This window comes from Bacteroidales bacterium (assembly GCA_031275285.1).
GTDB lineage: Bacteria > Bacteroidota > Bacteroidia > Bacteroidales > UBA4181 > JAIRLS01.
Genome location: JAISOY010000209.1, coordinates 1 through 20,847 on the forward strand (window position 1 = coordinate 1; position 20,847 = coordinate 20,847).

Here is a 20,847-nt window from a genome sequence, read left to right on the forward strand (position 1 = left end):
AATGGTGTATATACTTGTCACGACACTGCTATGAAAGTTTCGCCAATTTTGTTGATCATCTTTCTTCTTTGGTGGGGTGAAAGTCCTGTTGTTGCGCAAAATGCCAAAGTTACCATCGATGTTAAGCAAGTGAAGCTGATAGATGTTCTGAACGAAATAGAACGTCAGACCGTGTATTTATTTTTTTATAACAAGAATAACATCGATATTAACAAAGCGGTCACCATTAAAGCTATTGACACACAGACCTCTGATGTCTTAGATCAGATCCTGGGTCCGGATATTACCTATTCTTTTGTAAACGAACACATCATTTTATCCAAAAGAATACCGGAAGAAAAGACATTGCCGGTTCAACAACAAGATATATTCATTTCCGGAACAGTGTCCGACGAAAACGGAGACTTGCTTCCCGGTGTGAATGTGGTCATAAAAGGAACGCAATCCGGGGTAATAACGGGTATATCCGGTCGGTTTTCCGTCTCTCTTCCTAAAAAAGAAACAATTCTGGCCTTTTCATCCATAGGCTTTGAAACCAAAGAAATTACTATCGATGGATCAGGTGATCAAGAAGTAAATATAGTACTGAAAGAATCACTTCAAAAACTGGAAGAAGTCAGTATTGTGGGCTACGGTGTTCAACGGAAAATAAGTGTGGTGGGTGCGGTTGCCAGTATTAAACCCATTGAATTAAGGACAGGAGGAGTTTCGTCTATGTCAAATACCCTTTCCGGAAGAATTGCCGGATTGATCGGAATACAACGAAGCGGGGAACCGGGGAAAGATGTGACGGAGTTCTGGATACGCGGGATCAGCACCTTCGGTGCCAATAGCAATGCCTTAATTCTAATCGATGGGATAGACAGGGGCGCTTCCGGGCTGAATGACATTGCTCCTGAAGACATTGAAAGCTTTTCTGTCCTGAAAGATGCTACAGCTACAGCTATTTATGGGGTCCGGGGAGCCAATGGGGTTATATTGATCAATACCAAGAGAGGACAGGAAGGCAAATTATCGATCAACGCCAATATAAAAACCATGGTAGAATCGTTACCCCGGCTACCAGAGTATTTACGGGCACATGATTATGCTTTACTGGTAAATGAAGCCCATGAAGTAAGAGGATTGTCCCCGGTATATTCATCAGAAATATTCGACATCTTCAAATATAACATGGATCCTGATCTTTATCCGGATATAAGCTGGCAGGATGAAATTTTGAAGAAAAATACCTTCGGGTTCCAGGGAAACATTAATGTTTCCGGAGGGGGTAAACTGGCCAGATATTATATGAGTGGCTTTTACCGCACCAATGATGCCATCTACAAACAAAGCGGGATAAAAAAGTACCATTCGAATGTCAAGCGTAACCAGTATGTTTTTCGTAGTAATATCGATGTAAATGTAAGTAAATCTACTTTGATCAGTTTGCTGTTATCTACCAAACTGGTGGATATGAACCGCCCCGGAATTGCTTCTACGGATCAGATCTGGGCTGCACAGGCCAACATTACTCCATTAATGTTTCCTATACGATATTCCAACGGACAATTGCCTGCATACGGGGAAGGAGAAAAAATATCCCCTTATGTACTGCTGAACGAAACAGGCTATTTAACGGAAAGGAACAACTCATTTGAGTCGTTGTTAAAAATAGAACAGGATATGGGTTTTCTATTAGACGGATTAAGAATTACCGGATCTTTATCCTTTGATCAGTTCAATTATCATTTGACCCAACGGAGCAAAATGCCTGAACTATTTATGGCGATCGACAGGGACTGGAGAACCGGGGAACTGATCACTATAAAAACTGTAGAAGCGCGTCCTACAAAGTTTGATAGTTCCTCATATGGTATATCCTCTATCTATGCTGAAGCAAAATTGGATTATGACAAAATTATCAATAAAAAGCACCGCATAGGAGCGCTTTTCCTTTATCAGCAAAAAAATTATCAAAGAACAGATGCCGAAGACGAAATTCTATCCATCCCGAGAAAAAACCAGGGTATTGCCGGCCGACTGACATATTCGTATAATGATATTTATTTTATTGAAGGAAACTTCGGATATAACGGTTCTGAAAACTTTCCTAAAGGACAACGTTTTGGTATTTTTCCTTCTATAGCTGTAGGTTATGTAGTATCCAATTATGATTTTTTCCGGGAAAAGCTGCCATTTGTTAATATGCTGAAATTCCGTTACTCTTATGGACTGGCTGGGAATGACCAAATACAGAAAACTGACGGATCAAATGTCCGGTTCCCATATTTATCAATAGTAAATTTGGATGCACCCGGATATATATATGGGGATGTGGGAGGAAATTATTCCGGAGGAATAACGGATGATATTTTTGGATCAAAGAACCTGGTCTGGGAAAAAGCTGTTAAGCAAAATTTTGGAATAGACCTGATCGTGTGGAATGCCTTTAATATTAATATTGATTTTTTCCGTGAGACTCGTAAAGATATTTTTATGCAACGTGTTTCCTTACCGGGAACAGTGGGGATCTCATCAAAACCGTGGGGAAATATAGGAAAAATGAGAAGTTGGGGATCCGACGGAACCATTTCTTTTATGAAGGGATTCGGAGATTTTCAGGTAGAACTTCGCGGTAACTATACAATGATCAACAATAAGATCATCGATTATGACGAGGTTCCTAAACGTTATCCTTATTTATTTGTGAAAGGCTCAAGTTACGGAGTAACAAGGGGATTAATATCCCTGGGATTATTTAAAGATGAAGAGGAAATAAAAAACAGTCCTGCACAATTCGGAAAAGTATTACCAGGTGACATTAAATATCAGGATGTTAACGGAGACGGCCGTATAGACGAAGATGATATAGTCCCGATAGGTAATTCCAACATACCCAAGTTTCAATATGGTTTTGCAGGAAGCGTTGCCTGGAAAGGAGTAGATATAAGTATCTTTTTCAGGGGATCCGGAAAGGTAGACTATTTTATGGGGGGGACCGGTTATTATCCTTTTTCCGGAGGAAAAGAAGGAAATGTATTAAGTATAGTGAACGAACAAAAAAACCGATGGACACCAGCCTCTTATTCCGGAGATCCGTCTACGGAAAATCCCAATGCCAGTTTCCCGAGGCTGACTTTTGGAGAAAATATCAATAACAACAGGGAATCCTCTTTTTGGCTGGCCGATGCTAGTTTTTTAAGGTTAAAGAGTTTAGAGATAGGGTATACTTTTCCTAAAAATTGGACGGAAAAAATAAAAATCTCATATTTCCGGATCGCCCTTATCGGAGACAATCTGCATGTATGGGATAAGATAAAGCTATGGGATCCGGAGCAGATCAACAGCGATATTCCTATTCAAATAAGTGGGGATAATTCTTTAAAACAGGTGAACAATAATGGGGCGGTTTATCCATTGACCAGGTCTTATTCTATTGTCATGCAATTATCGTTCTGAGAGTATAATTAAAAAATTCAGTGATATGATAAAACAGAAATAAACTTAGCTTAATCATAATTATTTCTTAACACAGAGAATACATAGAACAATTACATTTATTACTAATGATCAGTAAGTAAATATTTTGATTTCATCATTTATTTATAAAAAAAATTAAAATCAAGACTGGGGTTTTATAATTTCTGTTTGTTACTATAGAAAATGAACACTGTTTTATTAGTCTTTAACTTATCTAAATAGCCTATGAAGAATGAATCCGTAAAATGATGAAATTATTTTAATCATCTAATTAATAGAAAATTATAAAATCAACAATTTAATTCATATGAAAAAAACAATATTTTTATTTATTACTTTTCTTTTTGCCCTATTTACAGGATGTAAAGAAAGTAACAATGATGAAAATCCTTATGATAAGCCTTTTGATTCCAGTAAAGGAGTAACAGTGACAGGCATTGGTCCGAAAAAGGGTGGACTGGGAACAAAAGTAGTAGTTACGGGAGAAAACTTTGGAAATGATCCATCCATTATTGACCTTTATTTCAATGATAAAAAAGCATTGATCATCAAGGCGCAGGATAATGCTCTTTATGCCATGGTACCCAAACAGCCGGGAGATTCTTCCGTTATTAGGGTTGAGATTCTTTATAATAATAAGAATGATACAACAATTGGGATATTAAAAGATACCTGGTTCGAATATTATATTAAAGCGGTAGTAACGACTGTTGCGGGTCAGTGGAATGTTCAGGAAAAAGAGCCTCAAGACGGACCTGCATTAGATGCTACATTTTATCGACCGGCAAAGCTTGCAGTGGATGATGTCGGGAATGTATTAGTAGCTGATGATCAGGACGCCAAGAGGATACGGTTTATATCGACAAAAGAAAATAAAATGACAACCGTACTTAACACGACGGTACCATGGAGCTGTACATTCAACGAACAATTCAGCCACTATTATGTCATGGAGCGAAATTCAGGACAGCGACCGATTTTATTCTACAGCCTCAGTAAATCAAGTAATTATATGGATTCGGAAATATTTTATGATCAAAGAGGTGCTGATAATCAATATATTTTTGGTTCATATACCGCATGCGCTCTTGCAGCTGACGATACCTATGTATACATGATGACCCAGAATGGTGAACGTTTTGTACGTGTACATCAGATAGATAAAACGGTAGAATTAATAGGTTCAGGTATTGAAACAGGGACATACTCCCATATGGTTTTCAATCCTGTAGACCGGAAAATATATTTATCGCTGGAAGCATCAGGGCGTGTTATGCGGTTTGATCCGTATCATATTCCTGCAGGCCGGACTACGCCATGGATCACTTGGACTGATATGGAGTGGATCATTGGTACTGGAGTTGTTTCAGGTACATCAAAAGAAGGACACGGTCATGATGCGCAATTGGGTACTTTATGCGGTTTGGGTGTGGATCATGAAGGAAATATCTACATCTGTGATCAGAAGTTCCATTGTGTATGGAAAGTAGATCCTCTGCTTAATTGTACCGTATTTGCCGGCCCGCCAGCAGGAGCCCCAGTGAGCGGATACAGGGACGGAAAGCCGGAAGAAGCGCTGTTTAACCGTCCGTATGATATCACGGCTACCTATGACGGGCTCATTTATGTTGCCGATACATACAATTTTGTGGTTCGTTGTATCTCTATCCAGTAATTCTAGAATAACATATTATGAAAATATATAAAATCATAGCATTGGTTATATGCTCTTTATTTTGCTCTTTTACATTTGCCCAGACAAAAGTAAAAGTAAGCGGCGTAGTAACAGATACCAACAATGAGACATTGGTGAATGTTACGGTTTTTCCCAGAAGTGAACCGACAAGAGGCCTCACGACAGATGCAAACGGAAGATATAACATTACAGTAAATGTCGGAGAAACCCTGGTCTTTTCTTATGTGGGTTTTGCCATACAGGAAAAAAACGTGGGAAGCGCTGAAACCCAGACTATAGACGTAGTTTTAGAGGAATCCTCCCAGGAACTGGAGGAAGTAAGTATTGTCGGTTACGGGACACAACGAAAGGTAAGTGTATTGGCCTCTATATCTACTATCAAACCTTCAGAACTTCAGATAGGCGGGGTATCTTCCGTTTCAAACAGCCTTGCTGGACGAATAGCCGGATTGATCGGAGTACAAACGAGCGGTGAACCCGGATCGGATGTGACTGAATTCTGGATCAGGGGGATGAGCACCTTCGGAGGAGGTAGCGCTGCATTGATATTGATAGATGGTATCGACCGGGGAAGCAGTGCATTAAATGACCTGGCGCCTGAAGATATCGAAAGCTTTTCCATATTGAAAGATGCTACAGCTACCGCTATTTACGGGGCTCGAGGCGCTAATGGCGTTATTCTGATCAATACCAAACGGGGACAGGAAGGAAAAATATCTGTTAACGCCAATGTTAAAACAAGCGTCGAAACCCTTCCAAGATTACCTAAATATCTTCGTGCCCACGATTATACCTTATTGGCTAATGAAGCAAGAGTAGTCAGAGGTGATCTTCCATTATATTCAGATGAAGTGTTTGACATCCTAAAATACAAAATGGATCCTGATTTATACCCGGATGTAAGCTGGCAGGATGAAATTTTAAGAGATAGAACATGGGCAGTGCAGGGGAATGTAAACATTTCCGGAGGTGGAAAACTGGCCAGGTATTATATGAGTGGATTCTACCGGACCAATGATGCGATATACAAACAGGATGGGATGAAGCAATACCATTCCAATGTCCGGCGCAACCAATATTCATTCAGGAGTAATATTGATGTGAATGTAACCCCAAGTACTAGAGTTAGTTTGCTGCTTTCTGCAAAACTCATTGATCAGAACCGTCCCGGGAAGGGAGAAACTGCTCAGATATGGAATTCGGTCGCTAAAATTACGCCGATGACTGTTCCTATAATGTATTCCAACGGACAATTTCCTTCATATGGTGAAGGAAATGAGACATCCCCAACCATACTTTTGAATGAAACAGGTTACAGGACCGACCGGGACAATTCTATAGAAACACTATTGACCATTGAGCAGGAATTAGGCATGTTGATAGATGGATTAAAGGTTTCGGGAAGTATTTCATTCGACAATTTTAATAATCATATCCAGACACGTTATAAAATGCCCGATTTATATATGGCTGTCGACCGTAACTGGCAGACCGGAGAACTTCTTACTACCAAAACGGTGGTTGCTTCTCCTATGAGTTATGGTACTTCATCATACGGGACACGTACAATTTATATGGAAGGAAGGATCAATTATGATAAAATCATCAAAGAAAAACATCGTTTAGGCGCTTTATTCCTGTACCAACAAAAAGATTACCAGCAAACCAATATCAATGATGAACTTTATTCTATTCCCAGAAGGAATCAGGGGATTGCCGGTAGGTTTACCTATTCTTACAATGATATATACTTTGTTGAAGGTAACTTTGGCTATAACGGATCCGAGAATTTCCCCAAAGGACAACGATTCGGATTTTTCCCATCTGTAGCATTGGGATATGTAGTATCTAATTATCAATTCATGAGAGATAATTTTCCTTTCATCAATATGTTGAAACTCCGTTATTCTTTCGGATTAGTGGGTAATGATAAGATCACTTCCGATGATGTCCGGTTCCCTTATCTGACGGAAATCAATATGTCGGCTACCGGTTCTTATTTCGGTGATGTGGCCAGTTTATACGGAGGAGTAACCGATTCGAAACTCGGATCTACAGGATTGGTCTGGGAAACTGCCAAAAAACATAATTGGGGAATTGATTTGATGCTTTGGAATAGTACCGTTAATATAACAGTAGACGCATTTCTGGACAGGCGTGATAATATTTTCATGGCCCGTAATACATTGCCAGGCACACTCGGCATAGGATCAACAATTTGGGGAAATGTCGGTAAAATGAGAAGTTGGGGTTCGGACGGAACTGCATCCTATACCAAAAGATTTGGGGATTTTACGGTCGAAGTGCGCGGTAACTTTACATTCTCCCGTAATAAAATCCTGGATTATGATGAAGTAACCCCTCGTTATCCTTATCTTGAGAAAAAGGGACAGATGAATGAAATAACGCGTGGATTGATTGCTTTAGGATTATTTAAGGATGAAGAAGATGTAAGAAACAGTCCGACACAATTTGGCAAAGTACTACCCGGAGATATCAAATATCAGGATGTCAACGGTGATGGTGTTATAGACAGTTATGATATCGTACCGATCGGTAATGCTACTGTTCCCCGGATTCAATATGGCTTTGCGGGAAGTTTGATGTGGAAAGGAATAGATTTCAATATTTTCTTCAGGGGTTCAGGTAAATCGGATTATTTCATGGGAGGAGACGGTTATTATCCATTCAGCGGAGAAAAAACAGGTAATGTATTGACCATTGTCAATGATCAGGAAAACCGGTGGACTCCCGCATCTTATTCCGGGGATCCGTCCACGGAAAATCCAAATGCACGTTTTCCCCGTCTTACCTACGGCCATAATGTCAACAACAACCGGAATTCTACATTCTGGCTGGCCAATGCCAGTTACTTACGCTTAAAAACGTTGGAAGTCGGTTATACTTTGCCCAAAAGATGGTCACAAAAAGTAGCCATGAGCAATCTTCGTATTTCATTGATCGGCGATAATTTACATGTGTGGGATAAGGTAAAATTATGGGATCCGGAACAAGCCAGCAGTAATGGGGCCGTATATCCCCTTACCAGGTCTTATACGCTGGTATTACAAATGTCATTTTGATACTTAAAATTATGATTATGTTACAAAAGAAAATCTTAAAAAAGATATGGGTGCCTCTGACGGCAGTTACATTAAGCTTAGGAGCAATGTTCCATTCTTCCTGCAACTTCCTGGATATTGATCCTTATATTACGGACCTGTTTACCCTGGATACCGTGTTTGCCAAGCAGGAGTACGTGCAGAAATACCTGAATAACATATATTCTTATGTGGTTGATTACGGTTCATTCCGGGGTAATCCGGGCAAAGGCAATGTAACGATGCCATGGACCCCTATTGCTGATGAGTGTGTTTCCGGATATAAACGTGGAAATTATCATAATTATGCGGTATGGTCCAATGGTGAACTGACCCCCGAAAATTACTACTATTTTGATCGTTGGGCTAAATTTTATGAAGGAATACGCAGGGCCAATACTTTCCTTATGCGGGTAGACGAATGTCAGGATGCAGCCCCGATAAAAGTACAGGAATGGAAAGGTGAAGCCAATTTTGTGAAAGCGCTATGCTATTTCGAGTTGATGTTAACGTACGGCCCGGTACCTATTGTTCCTGAGATACCTCAGGATTTCGATACGGCGATAGACGAGTTACTCCCGGAACGTAGCCCTTGGGATGAATGCAGTGAATATGTGGAAAATTTATTGCGGACAGCTATAAATTTACTTCCCGAAACAAGAATTGATAATACGGAGGTAGGTAAAGCAACAAAAAATGCTGCCAGAGCTGTTTTATCACGTCTTACATTATATACTGCCAGCCCGTTATTTAATGGGCAAAATGGTGAGTTTGCCAATTGGAAGAATGCTACCGGCACTCCCTACCTGAATCCAGAAAAAAGTATGGAAAAATGGGCAAAAGCAGCGGCCACAGCTAAAGAGTTGGTGACACTTAAGCCTAATGATCTATATACCGTCCCGGTAATGGACAATACGCCGGATGTTCCCGTTCCTGCTGTGGAAAAAGCTGATTTTCCCAATGGTACCGGTGGTATAGATCATTTTCATTCTTATAAAGATATGTTTGATGGGGAATGTGTGCAAGCTTCGGCCAATATTGAGCTTTTATTTACAAAACAAGGATCTGATGTAACTGAATACGGACGTTACATGGATCCAGGTATGATTGAAGGATGGAGTGGTTTTTATTTTCCCCAGCGGATCGTAGATGCTTATTATATGGCGGATGGAAGAGATATTAATAATGCCAGTCCTATGTATCCTTATGAAAATGAAGGATATACTTCGAGGGATTCGACCTGGTCAGGTGAAAGGATGAAAAACGGGTTCACCTTACTGGCCGGAACGCGCAACTGGTATGCCAACCGGGAAATACGTTTTTATGCTACCGTTGCTTTCCATAATTCATTTTATCCATCGGTTTCCACACCTCCAGATAAGATACAGTCTGATGGAAAAGTAGCCAAATATTTTGCGAACAGCGTAAGTGGAAAAGAGGCTGCAGCCCAAAGAAATGCCACACAAGGTGAAGAATATCCCATGACTGGTTACCTATGTCGTAAGTTCAACCACTATGGGGACTCATGGATCACTAATGGGACAAGGAAAGCAAAATACGGAGTCCTTTACAGGATGGCTGAAGTATATTTAAATTATGTGGAAGCTATGAATGAACTGGACGGATCCTATACAATAGGTGATATTACAGTATCCCGTGATCAGGCCGAAATGAAACGTTGTTTTAATCTGATCCGTTATCGTGTCGGACTACCCGGTATTACAGATGCTGATGTAGCAGATCCGGTAAAAATGCGGGAACTGATAGAGCGGGAACGTTTATTGGAAATGATGTGGGAAGGCAGGCGTTACTTTGATACCCGTCGCAATAAAAAAGCCATCGTTTATGAGAACGAACCGGTTATGGGATTGGATGTCAGTGCCAAAGCCTCGGAAACAGATAAGTTTTTCACGATCATCAAGGCCAAAGAAAGGAATTATCTGTATAAAGTGTTTACTACCCGTCAAACTTTCTGGCCAATACCCAAGCATGAGATAGATAAAAACAGGAATCTCGACCAGATGATAGGATATTAATCAAGATAATCTGTTTTATTATGTGGGATCTTGTTGAACAGATGCTACATAATAAAACTAAAATCCATATATTATATGAAAACAATACTCGAAAAGATTTTTACAGGATCAACCATGATTGTCTTCTTATGCTTTTTGACTGTCATGTCCTGTTCCGACGATACTGATTTTGGAGAACAATATAAGAAAACCATATATATTGTAAATAGCAACAGTTTACTTTATACCGGAGAACATTATTTCGAGAAAGAAAATGATGAAATTGTTATCTCTGTTTATTGTGCTTCTTCAGAACCCATTGGTAGCGATTTGAAGGTACGGTTGAAAGTACACCGGGATGCATTGGATTCTTTAAATACGATCAGCGAACTGGCGGATCCTTCTTATATTAGTAAGTTAATGCTTCCGAAAGCCAATTACCAGATGGAGGGAGAATTATATACCACCATTAAAGCAGGACGCCAATATGGTACATTGAATATTCCTTTTGATTTCACCGGACTGGATCCCGATTATGACTATGCTCTTCCTATTTCACTCGTTTCAAACAGTGCGGATTATGACATCAATCCCGATGTAAAGTCGATTGTATATGAAATAAAAATGATCAATGAATATTCGGGAAGCTTCGCAGGTTCTTCATCCGAAGAAACCACATCAAGGATAAGTAGTGTTCAGCCTGCTTTGAAAGCAATGTCGGTGAATACGGTGAGAATGCCTATCCATAATCTGGATGATGATATCCAATTGCTGGATACGAATTTCATGTTATTGACCATTGCCGAAGATGGAAGTGTCACCATTTCTCCCTGGGCAAATGCACTGGTAACAGATCTTGGAGAAAGTACGTATGATTTTGTGAGACAACGTTATGAATTGAATTATGAATATAATGGGATTCCTATCAGCGAAATCATTACCAATATCGATGCACCACAAACTGAATAATAAATTAAAATATGATGAAAATGAGATATAAAATATTTATTGTTTGTCTTTTCACAGGTTTGTTATATGCCTGTAAGGATAATGATAGTAATGAAGACCAGACTCCCTATTTCGGGATAGAGGCAAAAGAGTTGGACCAGAGTTTTGTGTCTGCATACGATCTTAAATATGTGACTGTAAAAACCAATCAGGAATTTACGGCAATACCTGCCGATCCCTGGTGTACTGTTGAGGTTGTAGATGACAAAATCGACAATCTTAAAATCATAGTTACAGAAAATGATGGGACAAATGACCGGAACACTCAAATAACAGTTCAGGCAGCTGGTTTTGAGAATTTTACAATAAATGTCAGTCAGAGGGGATTGCCCTACATTGTTGCGGAAGAAACTGATGTATTAATTACGGATGGTAATCTGGAATTTACGTTAAATATTTCATCCAATATTTCTTATGCGATTGAACTTCCTGAATGGATTACAGAAAAAGTGGGTCAGACAAATACTTTTGTTGCAAAAGCGCTTGCCCCTGGCGAACGTTCGGGACAGATTGTGATAAAATCGACAGAAGTCGGTGTTCAGGAAAGAACAAGTATTCCGGTCAAACAAGAAACCCTGAATACCTATAAGATTGCAACCTGGGATTTTGAAGATGCTTTTAACCTGGGTAAAGCGACATTAGGCAAAAATCTGGAAATGGTTTTTAATACTGCTTCATATCCTAATGCTGCATTTACACAAGTGGAAGGTCCGACAGCAGAAAATAAAGCAGTCCGTATACCTTTGAATTGCCATTTCCTGGCAGATCTTGCCTTAGGTCCAAAGCAAGGGGAAGATTATATTTCGGAATATACTTTGTTCTTTGAATTCAAATTTCCTGAAGTAGGAAAATTTTATTCATTTTACCAAACTAACCTGACTAATACCGGCGATGCGGAAATATTTGTCAGAAGTTCCAATCCGGCTACCATTGGCGTTGGAGCCACCGGTTATCATGGATCGGGAAAAGTGTTGCCCGGAGTCTGGAACCGGTTGTATTTATCTGTTAAGCCCGGGGATTTCAAATTTTTCTTAAATGGAGAACAGATCGGTAGCAGTACCACTTCTGATACCCGTTTCAGAATAGACCTTAACGGCGTCATCCTGTGTGGAGGCCCCTGGACCAAGACAGATGACAATGAATTTGACATTGCTCAGATCAGCGTCTGGAATGGAGCACTAACCCTGAATCAAGTAAAAGAGTTAGAAGGAAATTAATTTTATAATATTTATTATAGGGGCAACTTATACTTGTCCCTATGTTTTTCTTATTATCCAATTGTAATGAAAAAGTTGTTTGTTTCTTTTCTATTTCTGAATCTTCTTTTCGCATGTAAAGATAGCGCTTCTGAAAATGATGTTTTTTTAGAAATAGATGTTTCCAGCCGGACTTTAAATTTTAAAGCGGAAGGAGGGAGTCAATCTGTAACGGTTAGTTCCAGTGAAAATTTTTATGTTAGTTCTGATCATCCGGATTGGTGCAAACCGACCATATCAAGCTATATTACGGATAATCTGAAAATTTCCGTTTCCAAAAATGAAACATTTGAAAACCGGGTAGCTATAGTTACAGTTTCTGCAGATGGAGCGGAAAACTTAAATATAACCATAAATCAGGCAGGTATACAACCTGTCCTCACTGTAGACAAAAACAGCGTGTCGGTACAGTTCGGAAAACCGGAATTCACTTTGGATATAACAGCAAATATTCCTATTGCTTTTGACCTTCCCGGATGGATTACGGGAAAAGAAGGAAATACCTGGCAAAATGGCAAAAAAACTTATGCTTTCTCGATATCCCCTTTACCGGATGGGTTATCATATCGTGAAGGAAGCATCTTGATCAAAGCAGAAGATCCCTCTATCGATGTAAAATCTGCTTCTGTATCTGTGACACAAAAAGCTATTCCTAAAATCATTGCACATCGTGGGTACTGGGTTCCGAATTATCCCCATAATTCATTGGCCTCATTACAACGAGCCATTGATTTAGGCGTTTACGGATCGGAACTGGATGTATACATCACTACGGATGGGGTGGTGGTATTGAACCACGATGCGACCATCAACGGAATCAATATTGAACAATCTTCCTATGCGGATCTGGCGGGTGTCCGGTTGTCAAATGGTGAACCGATCCCTACCTTACAGGCATGTATCGACCTCATCAAAAACCAAAGTATAACCAAATTGATCATTGAAATAAAAGCTCATTCAACAACGGTTAATGAGAACAGGGCGGCAGCTGCTGTGTTGGAATTAGTGAATAATGGCGGAGTGGCCGATCTGGTAGATTATATTTCATTCAGCCAGAATATCTGTAAAGAACTGATAAAAAATAACCCGCAAAACCGCGTTGCTTATCTGAACGGCAACTTAACACCGGAATCGCTGAAATTAGATAATTACTGGGGTCTCGATTATTCCATAACAACCTTAAAAGCAAATACCGGATGGGTGAAAATAGCCAAAGAGATTGGCCTCACGACAAACGTTTGGACAGTCAATACCACCGCTGACTTTGATTATTTCATTTCCATGGGTGTTGATTTTATCACGACCGATTACCCGCAAAATTTAAAAGCAATACTGTTCCCGGAATAAATTTAACTATATTACTGGGTCACGACGAGAGGATGTTTCCACCCGATGGGCATCCTCTTTTTGTATATATGATCAAAATCCGAAAAATATGGGAACTTGTTCTCTTTAATTAATCCCGGAGCAAACACTGAATAGCAATAATAAATCTGGACCAGATCCTGATCTCTTTCTTTACATGGCTGTTGATCTTATCACAATGGTAAATCTTTCCTTAATTTTATCTCAATAAGAAAGTATTGTCTAAAGATAAAATTATATTACAGTTGACCGAATACTCAGTTTTATTTCCAGAATAGACCACTACAAAGAGGTGTCAATTTTTTGGCACCTCTTTATAATTTATCACCAGTATATTTTTTAGGAAGAAAAAACAGCCGATTCAATTATTCAATGCTGACATTCAATAACCTCTTTGTGCTCTTGAAACATACCATTTTAATGATGATTCACTGCTAAATGCACCATCACTACCGTTAACGGGAACATACAATGTATATCCGTTTCCACCTGAACCGGATCCGCTTGATCCACTCATTCCCCCCGAGTCCCTTGGCACCAATATGAATTCTGATATATCAGAGTTCATTTCGATATTGGTAATGGCGACACCTCTAACATCCAAATCCATACAAAAACGCCGTACAATCGATTCCCTTAAAGTAGCCATTCCGCTTGCAACTACTTCTGCCGGTTCTCCGGAAAATTTGGGAGCAGAAGGACAGTCAGCACCTTTACATACATCCCCCGGGGCGCTAACGAAATGTGTGTGAGATAATTCCCACATTCTATAATTATTGCTAAACTGCGTCCACTCATCTCTACTGAGAATAACAATGTTATCCATATCCCCATGTGAGCCTAAATAACTCCCATCATAATCAAATACAAATGTACCTCCTATATATTCCCTTTGTTCATTTTCTTCAATTACCGGCATTTCTTTTGCCAGTTCGGATAATGTTACCTTCTTAATTTTTTTCATAGCGAAATGATTTAAGTAAATATTTATTGAAATTAATGCCACCCACCTTTTTTATCTGAACAGTTCTCTTTAGTTATTTTCTCAACTATAGCTTCCCCCACACATACACCCAAAGAGTCATCTGATCATTTTCAGATTTTATAAATTATGAAACACAAATTTAAAAAAATTGATGATATGATCAACGGAAATCAGGTTCTTTTTTTCAAAAAAAATCATCTCTTTGAGGAGGTTTTGTAAGTGTTCCCGGTTTTCCTGATCCTGTCCGAATATAAAACCCCTGATTATTTTCATTTTAAGTTCAGATACAGCAACTTTTTTCACTTGTTTTTGGTCAGAGGGCATATAGCAATCAGCCAATGCCTGTGATTCCACATAAAATATACCGCCTTTTCCTGCGATATCGACACATAATTTATAATGCTCCAGATCCTGACAGCTTTCATATGGTATCTCATGTTTTTCAAGGAAAGATCTCCGGACCATCATGGTATTGGAAAAGATAAAATTATTATCCAGTAAGCTGAAAAGCGGCTTTTCAACCACTCCCGAAACAGATCCAAGGACCCTCCTGTTACTGTCGGCCAGCACATTTATCCATGATCCTGTTACTGTAATTGACGGTTCCTCTTCCATAATTGCATGTTGCACCTTTAACCTGTCGACATGCATCAGGCTGTTGCTGTCTGTACGTGCGATATAGTTGCCTCCTGCCTTTGATAAAGCAAGGTTAAGGAATGATCCCGAATCATCGTTCAATACGGCAGTTATCCTGGGATCACTGATCAAATCCGGATCGGAACTGCGAACTTCCTCAGGGCGGCTGTCAATAACGATCAGTTCAAAATCAGGGAAAGACTGTTTGAGTACACTGGATAATGATTCTTTAAAATGGGTATCATCATACACCGACATAATCACTGATATTTCTGCCATTTTACTTTAATTGATAATTTTCTGATAAACTGACTTTGTCTGATCGATCATACGGGTCAGGCTCATTTTCTCTTCATACAATATCCTGGCATTTTTTCCTAACCGGATACGCAGGTCCTCGTCCTGTATCAGGGAAATAATTTTATCGGCATACATTTGAATATCTACCCTTAACCCGAATATTTTCGAGAAAGTGGTATTCACTTTCAAAGCATCGATCCCGTCGGTAAACATTTCGTCCAGGCCATCTACAGCAGTAGTGATGACCGGTAATCCGAACATAGCCATCTCTATAGCCACATAACTCGATTGTTCCTGTAAGGAGGCAATCACCCCTATATCACAACTTTGATAATATCCCTTCAGGACATCAAAAGGCACCACTCCCAGAAATTCCAGGGAAAGGTCTTTATATTTTTTCAGTATTTTTTCCCGGTCATCCGCATACGACCTTCCGGCAATGACAAGCGATACATCGAATCCTCTTTCTTTAACTATGTTAAGTGCATCCAGAATGTACCATAACCCCTTGCTTTTAGTAAGCACGCCGACATAAATTAGTTTTAAGGGAGAATTAGTCTTGTCCTTTACTCCAGGGATCCGGAAATCATCCATTCCATTAGGGATGACAGTCACTTCATGATCTTTCTTTTGTATATAGGAGGTTAGAAATTCCCTGGCGCAACCGGTGACACAAACAACATGATCAGATAATTTATACGAATCTAATTCACAATTATTTGTAATGAAGTGAGAAGTGTCAACCGCACATTTTTTGATATATACCTGATCGTACAGGAGGTTAAAATACGGCATTCTGGTATTGTAGTATTCCTTCCATGGAATGCAATGCAGATGGGTAATTATCTTACAGGGAACCTGTTCCCTGATAAATAATGCAAGATCTATCAGGTTGATCGTATGAATATGCAAAATGATATGACTTTTGCCCTCAAAGAACCGACGTGTCAATGAAAAAATATATTCATTGTATTTTCGTATCCAGAAACGGTGTCTGATGATTTCGTCCGATTGGAAAGGTAAAGGTATCGAGATTTTCATGCACCCATCTTCTTCCTCTTCATGTACAAAAAGTTTCGAATTGTCCTCACTCAAGTTGATCCAGAATATTTTTATGTTTTTTATACTGTTCAGCCCTCTGATTAGTGTTTTGATGTAACGATCCACCCCTGTTGTGTTTTTTGCAGAGGACATATTGAATAAAAACAGATTGAGTGTTTTCGTCGTCATCAGATAAGGTTATAATAAAAAAATATGATTGAATCTTGAATGAGTTTCCGGGAGTTGCTTATTCTCCAGAAAGATAAGATAAAGGATCAAACGTACAATACCAGATTCAAAGCCCGGGCAATAAGAGAATTTATTGATAGAACCGACAATATCTTTTTCTATTTCTTTTTCCGAAAGATCGTTTGAAAATGGTTTTTCCAGTTCCCGGATGAATTCGTTAGTTCCCGAATGAATATTTTGTCTCAGCATATATGCGAGATTGATCCGCTGCGAAAGGGATAACAACGCAGGATGTATGCTCTGTAAACCATCGTTGATATTTCGTTCAATCACATCTGAAAAAGACGCTTTCCCGGCAGAAAGAGTTATATTTTTCATATAATGCCCTATCTCATAAGAACTGGCAATCCTGTTGTTGTTATATAAATTTGAATATGCTTCAAATAGTTTATCCGGGAAATAATCATCCGGATATTGACGGATCACTTTAAGAAAAAGGCAATAAAACTGTAGTAATTTTAATGCCAAAATCTTATTATCCGGTGATATCATTTGAGAAAAACCTTTGATCAGGGCCTCTTCATTTTTTCTTATCAATGATAATATATCGTCCGACATTTGATGGTTTTTCCAACAGCATTCCTGCCGGTTCAACAAATAAACCACCGGCAGCATCCGGGTTTCCATTTTGTTTCCGGAAATGTTTTTTATTCCCGAAAATATTTTTTCCATATTTTCTCCGAAGAGATCGTCAAAATCCGCTTCAATAAATTGATTTTCCATCAGATAAAGCAGGACATATCCGATCCCGGCTAAACCATTTTCAAAGCCGATATCATTATTCTTACTTAACAACGATTCATACAATAATTCCGATGCATGCGACTCAATATCGGTATCTTTCAGGAAACCGGCCACTTCAAAGAAGCATAACGAAAACCCGGCTTTCCCATTATAAAACCCGGTCGATCGAACTGAATATGCATTCAGTATCGCATATTCCGTCAATTTTATTATAAGACTTTTTCGATCCATCAATAGGTAATTGCTAAAAGAAAAGCGTGATGTTGCAAATAAACATGTATATCAGCTATTTGTTGGTTAAATCATTCATAAGTGATGCTGAGAAAATACAATATTAAGTTTTTTAATGAATAAACGCAAACGAATTATCCTGAAAAATTTATTTCTTTAAAATAAGTAAGAAAAAATCAGGACGAGATTATTTTATAGAAACAAAATGTTAATTTTACTCAGATTTATGAGCCGTGATCTTCTAAAGCCTTTTGGACAAAAATTAACATATGCAGATATATCAAATCATTCTTCCCGAAAATGTGGCTTCAAAATGTGCTATAAACATGTTAGGTGACATGTTGGATATAACTGAAGTGAAACACGTCGATTTTTCTGATTTAAACATTTATTCTGCCTCTTATAAGGAAAAGTATGGGTTTGATCTGTCGCATGGGGAGATCAATAATTTTTCATCTCATCGTAAGGCATGGACGCAATTTATGGAAACCTCCCTATCCTGGTGTCTGATTGTAGAAAGTAACGTTTCCCTGTCTTTATCTGTGAAAGATCTGATTGGGACCGTTGGGGAATTACCGGTAGGTTGGGAATTGTTTTTTCCTTACGACAGGCAGTTATATATCCAGAAACAAGCAAATGGAAAGACACTTATCAATAGGAATGCCTGGGAATATGAAAAAACAGAACCTTATCTTTTGAAATATAAGCACGGTAATTCAATATACCTGTTAAGCAGGTCCGGTGCTGAGAAGTTATTGAAAATAGATACGATCATCGACAGGCTGGATCACACTATCTTAAAAATGACAGAAGATGAAAATGCTTTAAGTGTTTATTCTTCAGATGTCGATTGGCTGGATCAGAGTGATATCCGGGATTATGAATGGCCAGACAGGTGTCGTTCGCTATTGAACCTGGCTGCCGGACAAAGCTCCTGGACCGACTTAAGTTTAAGCCGTATGCGGAACCTTTTGAAAATTATCAGCGACATAGGCATGCAAAAAAATATTGATCTGGTGTTGGATGCCGGTACTTTACTGGCATACATCAGACATGGAGGAATGATGTTATGGGATGATGACATAGATATCGGCATTGAAAAAAAAGATCTGCCGGTTCTTTTCGAAGAAATTGGAAAACACAGGAATTTACGTTACGCTGATGGTTTTAAGTTCCAGGGAACACCTTATTATAAGATCTGGGATACAGAAGGTGAAGAGATAAAAGGGTATCCATATACATTTCCGTTCATTGATTTATGGGCTTTTAAAAAAAACGGGAATGACATCCTTTATGAGAATAGGAACAGATATCCTGATGCAGCAATGCATGATTGTAAGAAAATAATATTTGAAGGGGTAGCGTACAAGATCCCCTGGAATGCGCTGGAGGTTCTGGACAGCAGATATACTGACTGGCGAAGTATGATCAGGGTATATACATGGTGTCACCGGGAAGAAAAAAATAATTTTAAATATCTGTATATTCCGGTAAAAACAGATGAAAATGGCCGGATGAAGGAATTCTGACGAACTATTATAAGGGAAGAAATGAGCAACAAAGCTTTGATCATTGGAGGCAGTAATGGAATAGGTTTAGCCATAGGTCATCAATTGCTGGAAAGAGGATATGAAAAGATCCATGTGTTGGATCGTAGCGATCCTCCTTCCGATTTTAAAGATAAAATTGATTTTACCCGGTTTAATCTTTTAAGTGATGACTATTCCATACTAAATCAGTTTACGGATATTAACACTTTAGTTGTTACTGCCGGTTTTGGACGAATTGCTCTTTTCGAAGATATAACGGATGCAGAGATCATCAACGGATTTAAGGTCAATTCGGTTGCAGTGTGCAGGATCATCAGGCATTTTTATCAAAGGATTGTAGATAATAAAGACTTTTATTGCTGTGTAACGGGAAGTATTGCCGGATTGATTTCCTCTCCCATGTTTGCGGTATATGGAGCAACCAAAGCTTCTGTCTGTAAGTTTATTGAAAGCATCAATATAGAAATTGAAAAAGCAGGATCAACCAATCGTGTGTTAAATCTATCACCAGGATTGATCAAAGGAACCCGTTTTTATGGCAATGAAAATAATCCCGAGGAATTGCGGGGTCTTGCTGAAGAAATGATTGAAAAAATGCTGAAAAAGGAGAGTTTGTTTATCCCTTTCTACGAAGAAATTTATAAAGATGTGATCACCCGCTATCAGACTCAGCCGGATCAATTTGGAAAAGAAAGTTATGATTATAAAAATCAATCGGATCACAGGAAGAGTACAAAACCCCAATTCACCATCGGCTATCTGAGTGGTACCTTTGATTTATTCCATATCGGCCATCTTAATTTGTTAAAAAGGGCTAAAGAATATTGTGATTATCTGGTCGTTGGCGTTCATAAAAATGCATTACATAAAAATAAAACAACATTTATTTCTTTTGAGGAGCGGTTAGAGATCATTAAAAGCATCAGATTTGTGGACAAAGTGATCCAATCATACAAAGAAGATACGGATGCCTACAAAGAGATCAAATATGATTACCTTTTTGTCGGAAGTGATTATAACGGATCGGACAGGTTCAACAAGTATGAAGATTATTTCAAGGATAAAGCTGTAAAAATCATCTACCTTCCCTACACGCAACGAACCAGTAGCACCCAAATACGAAACCTGATTGATTCTGCAAATATCTGAAAGATAGTTAAAATGTTATTATTCAGTCTAAAACATTTAAAGATAAAGACTATGTATCA

13 protein-coding genes are annotated in these 20,847 nt (G+C 38.9%); 9 read left to right on the forward strand and 4 right to left on the reverse strand.

All coding sequences use genetic code 11. From position 1 onward, the window contains the following. Window positions 1-30 precede the first annotated feature (30 nt). The 7 genes from LBQ60_20620 to LBQ60_20650 all read left to right on the forward strand — a co-directional run bounded on the left by LBQ60_20620 (window position 31) and on the right by LBQ60_20650 (window position 13,885). Window positions 31-3,441: a TonB-dependent receptor gene (locus tag LBQ60_20620; protein ID MDR2040327.1), complete on the forward strand. Its 3,411-nt coding sequence runs from the start codon at window positions 31-33 to the stop codon at window positions 3,439-3,441. A 328-nt stretch (window positions 3,442-3,769) separates the two neighbouring features. Further along, window positions 3,770-5,137, forward strand: a complete 1,368-nt coding sequence (locus LBQ60_20625) for an IPT/TIG domain-containing protein (GenBank protein ID MDR2040328.1) — start codon at window positions 3,770-3,772, stop codon at window positions 5,135-5,137. Between the two features lie 17 nt (window positions 5,138-5,154). Further along, the gene (locus LBQ60_20630; protein MDR2040329.1) at window positions 5,155-8,241 is read left to right on the forward strand and encodes a TonB-dependent receptor; all 3,087 of its coding nucleotides are present in this window, start codon (window positions 5,155-5,157) and stop codon (window positions 8,239-8,241) included. A 17-nt stretch (window positions 8,242-8,258) separates the two neighbouring features. Next, on the forward strand, window positions 8,259-10,295 hold the full coding sequence (locus LBQ60_20635) for a RagB/SusD family nutrient uptake outer membrane protein (GenBank protein ID MDR2040330.1): 2,037 nt from the start codon (window positions 8,259-8,261) through the stop codon (window positions 10,293-10,295). Window positions 10,296-10,370: 75 nt separating this feature from the next. Then, a complete protein-coding gene (locus LBQ60_20640; protein MDR2040331.1) occupies window positions 10,371-11,243 on the forward strand; it encodes a DUF1735 domain-containing protein in 873 nt (290 codons plus the stop codon). A gap of 20 nt (window positions 11,244-11,263) precedes the next feature. Further along, on the forward strand, window positions 11,264-12,499 hold the full coding sequence (locus LBQ60_20645) for a hypothetical protein (GenBank protein ID MDR2040332.1): 1,236 nt from the start codon (window positions 11,264-11,266) through the stop codon (window positions 12,497-12,499). Between the two features lie 66 nt (window positions 12,500-12,565). After that, window positions 12,566-13,885 (forward strand): hypothetical protein, encoded by a 1,320-nt coding sequence (locus LBQ60_20650; GenBank protein MDR2040333.1) that lies wholly within the window; start codon window positions 12,566-12,568, stop codon window positions 13,883-13,885. Window positions 13,886-14,285: 400 nt separating this feature from the next. On the opposite strand, the gene LBQ60_20655 is transcribed toward LBQ60_20650, so the two are convergent. The 4 genes from LBQ60_20655 to LBQ60_20670 form a co-directional block, all read right to left on the reverse strand. Continuing rightward, window positions 14,286-14,867 carry a hypothetical protein gene (locus LBQ60_20655; protein MDR2040334.1) on the reverse strand — a complete coding sequence of 194 codons (582 nt, stop codon included), beginning with the start codon at window positions 14,865-14,867 and terminating at the stop codon, window positions 14,286-14,288. Window positions 14,868-15,005: 138 nt separating this feature from the next. After that, window positions 15,006-15,803 (reverse strand): glycosyltransferase family 2 protein, encoded by a 798-nt coding sequence (locus LBQ60_20660; protein MDR2040335.1) that lies wholly within the window; start codon window positions 15,801-15,803, stop codon window positions 15,006-15,008. 6 nt (window positions 15,804-15,809) lie between these two features. After that, the gene (locus LBQ60_20665) at window positions 15,810-17,054 is read right to left on the reverse strand and encodes a glycosyltransferase family 4 protein (protein MDR2040336.1); all 1,245 of its coding nucleotides are present in this window, start codon (window positions 17,052-17,054) and stop codon (window positions 15,810-15,812) included. A 9-nt stretch (window positions 17,055-17,063) separates the two neighbouring features. After that, window positions 17,064-18,089 carry a hypothetical protein gene (locus LBQ60_20670; GenBank protein ID MDR2040337.1) on the reverse strand — a complete coding sequence of 342 codons (1,026 nt, stop codon included), beginning with the start codon at window positions 18,087-18,089 and terminating at the stop codon, window positions 17,064-17,066. A 269-nt stretch (window positions 18,090-18,358) separates the two neighbouring features. Here LBQ60_20670 and LBQ60_20675 point away from each other — a divergent pair, with 269 nt between their 5' ends. Continuing rightward, window positions 18,359-19,618, forward strand: coding sequence for a LicD family protein (locus LBQ60_20675; protein ID MDR2040338.1), 1,260 nt, complete (start codon window positions 18,359-18,361; stop codon window positions 19,616-19,618). Window positions 19,619-19,639: 21 nt separating this feature from the next. Continuing rightward, complete coding sequence (locus tag LBQ60_20680; GenBank protein MDR2040339.1) at window positions 19,640-20,788, forward strand: SDR family NAD(P)-dependent oxidoreductase; 1,149 nt, start codon at window positions 19,640-19,642, stop codon at window positions 20,786-20,788. The last annotated feature ends 59 nt before the right edge of the window (window positions 20,789-20,847 follow it).

Coding starts and splice junctions, on each gene's coding strand:
- LBQ60_20645 (MDR2040332.1), top strand. CDS start 11,264: ATGAGATATAAAATATTTATTGTTTGTCTTTTCACAGGTTTGTTATAT.
- LBQ60_20650 (MDR2040333.1), top strand. CDS start 12,566: ATGAAAAAGTTGTTTGTTTCTTTTCTATTTCTGAATCTTCTTTTCGCA.
- LBQ60_20660 (MDR2040335.1), bottom strand. CDS start 15,803: ATGGCAGAAATATCAGTGATTATGTCGGTGTATGATGATACCCATTTT.
- LBQ60_20620 (MDR2040327.1), top strand. CDS start 31: ATGAAAGTTTCGCCAATTTTGTTGATCATCTTTCTTCTTTGGTGGGGT.
- LBQ60_20670 (MDR2040337.1), bottom strand. CDS start 18,089: ATGGATCGAAAAAGTCTTATAATAAAATTGACGGAATATGCGATACTG.
- LBQ60_20635 (MDR2040330.1), top strand. CDS start 8,259: ATGTTACAAAAGAAAATCTTAAAAAAGATATGGGTGCCTCTGACGGCA.
- LBQ60_20680 (MDR2040339.1), top strand. CDS start 19,640: ATGAGCAACAAAGCTTTGATCATTGGAGGCAGTAATGGAATAGGTTTA.
- LBQ60_20655 (MDR2040334.1), bottom strand. CDS start 14,867: ATGAAAAAAATTAAGAAGGTAACATTATCCGAACTGGCAAAAGAAATG.
- LBQ60_20640 (MDR2040331.1), top strand. CDS start 10,371: ATGAAAACAATACTCGAAAAGATTTTTACAGGATCAACCATGATTGTC.
- LBQ60_20675 (MDR2040338.1), top strand. CDS start 18,359: ATGCAGATATATCAAATCATTCTTCCCGAAAATGTGGCTTCAAAATGT.
- LBQ60_20625 (MDR2040328.1), top strand. CDS start 3,770: ATGAAAAAAACAATATTTTTATTTATTACTTTTCTTTTTGCCCTATTT.
- LBQ60_20630 (MDR2040329.1), top strand. CDS start 5,155: ATGAAAATATATAAAATCATAGCATTGGTTATATGCTCTTTATTTTGC.
- LBQ60_20665 (MDR2040336.1), bottom strand. CDS start 17,054: ATGACGACGAAAACACTCAATCTGTTTTTATTCAATATGTCCTCTGCA.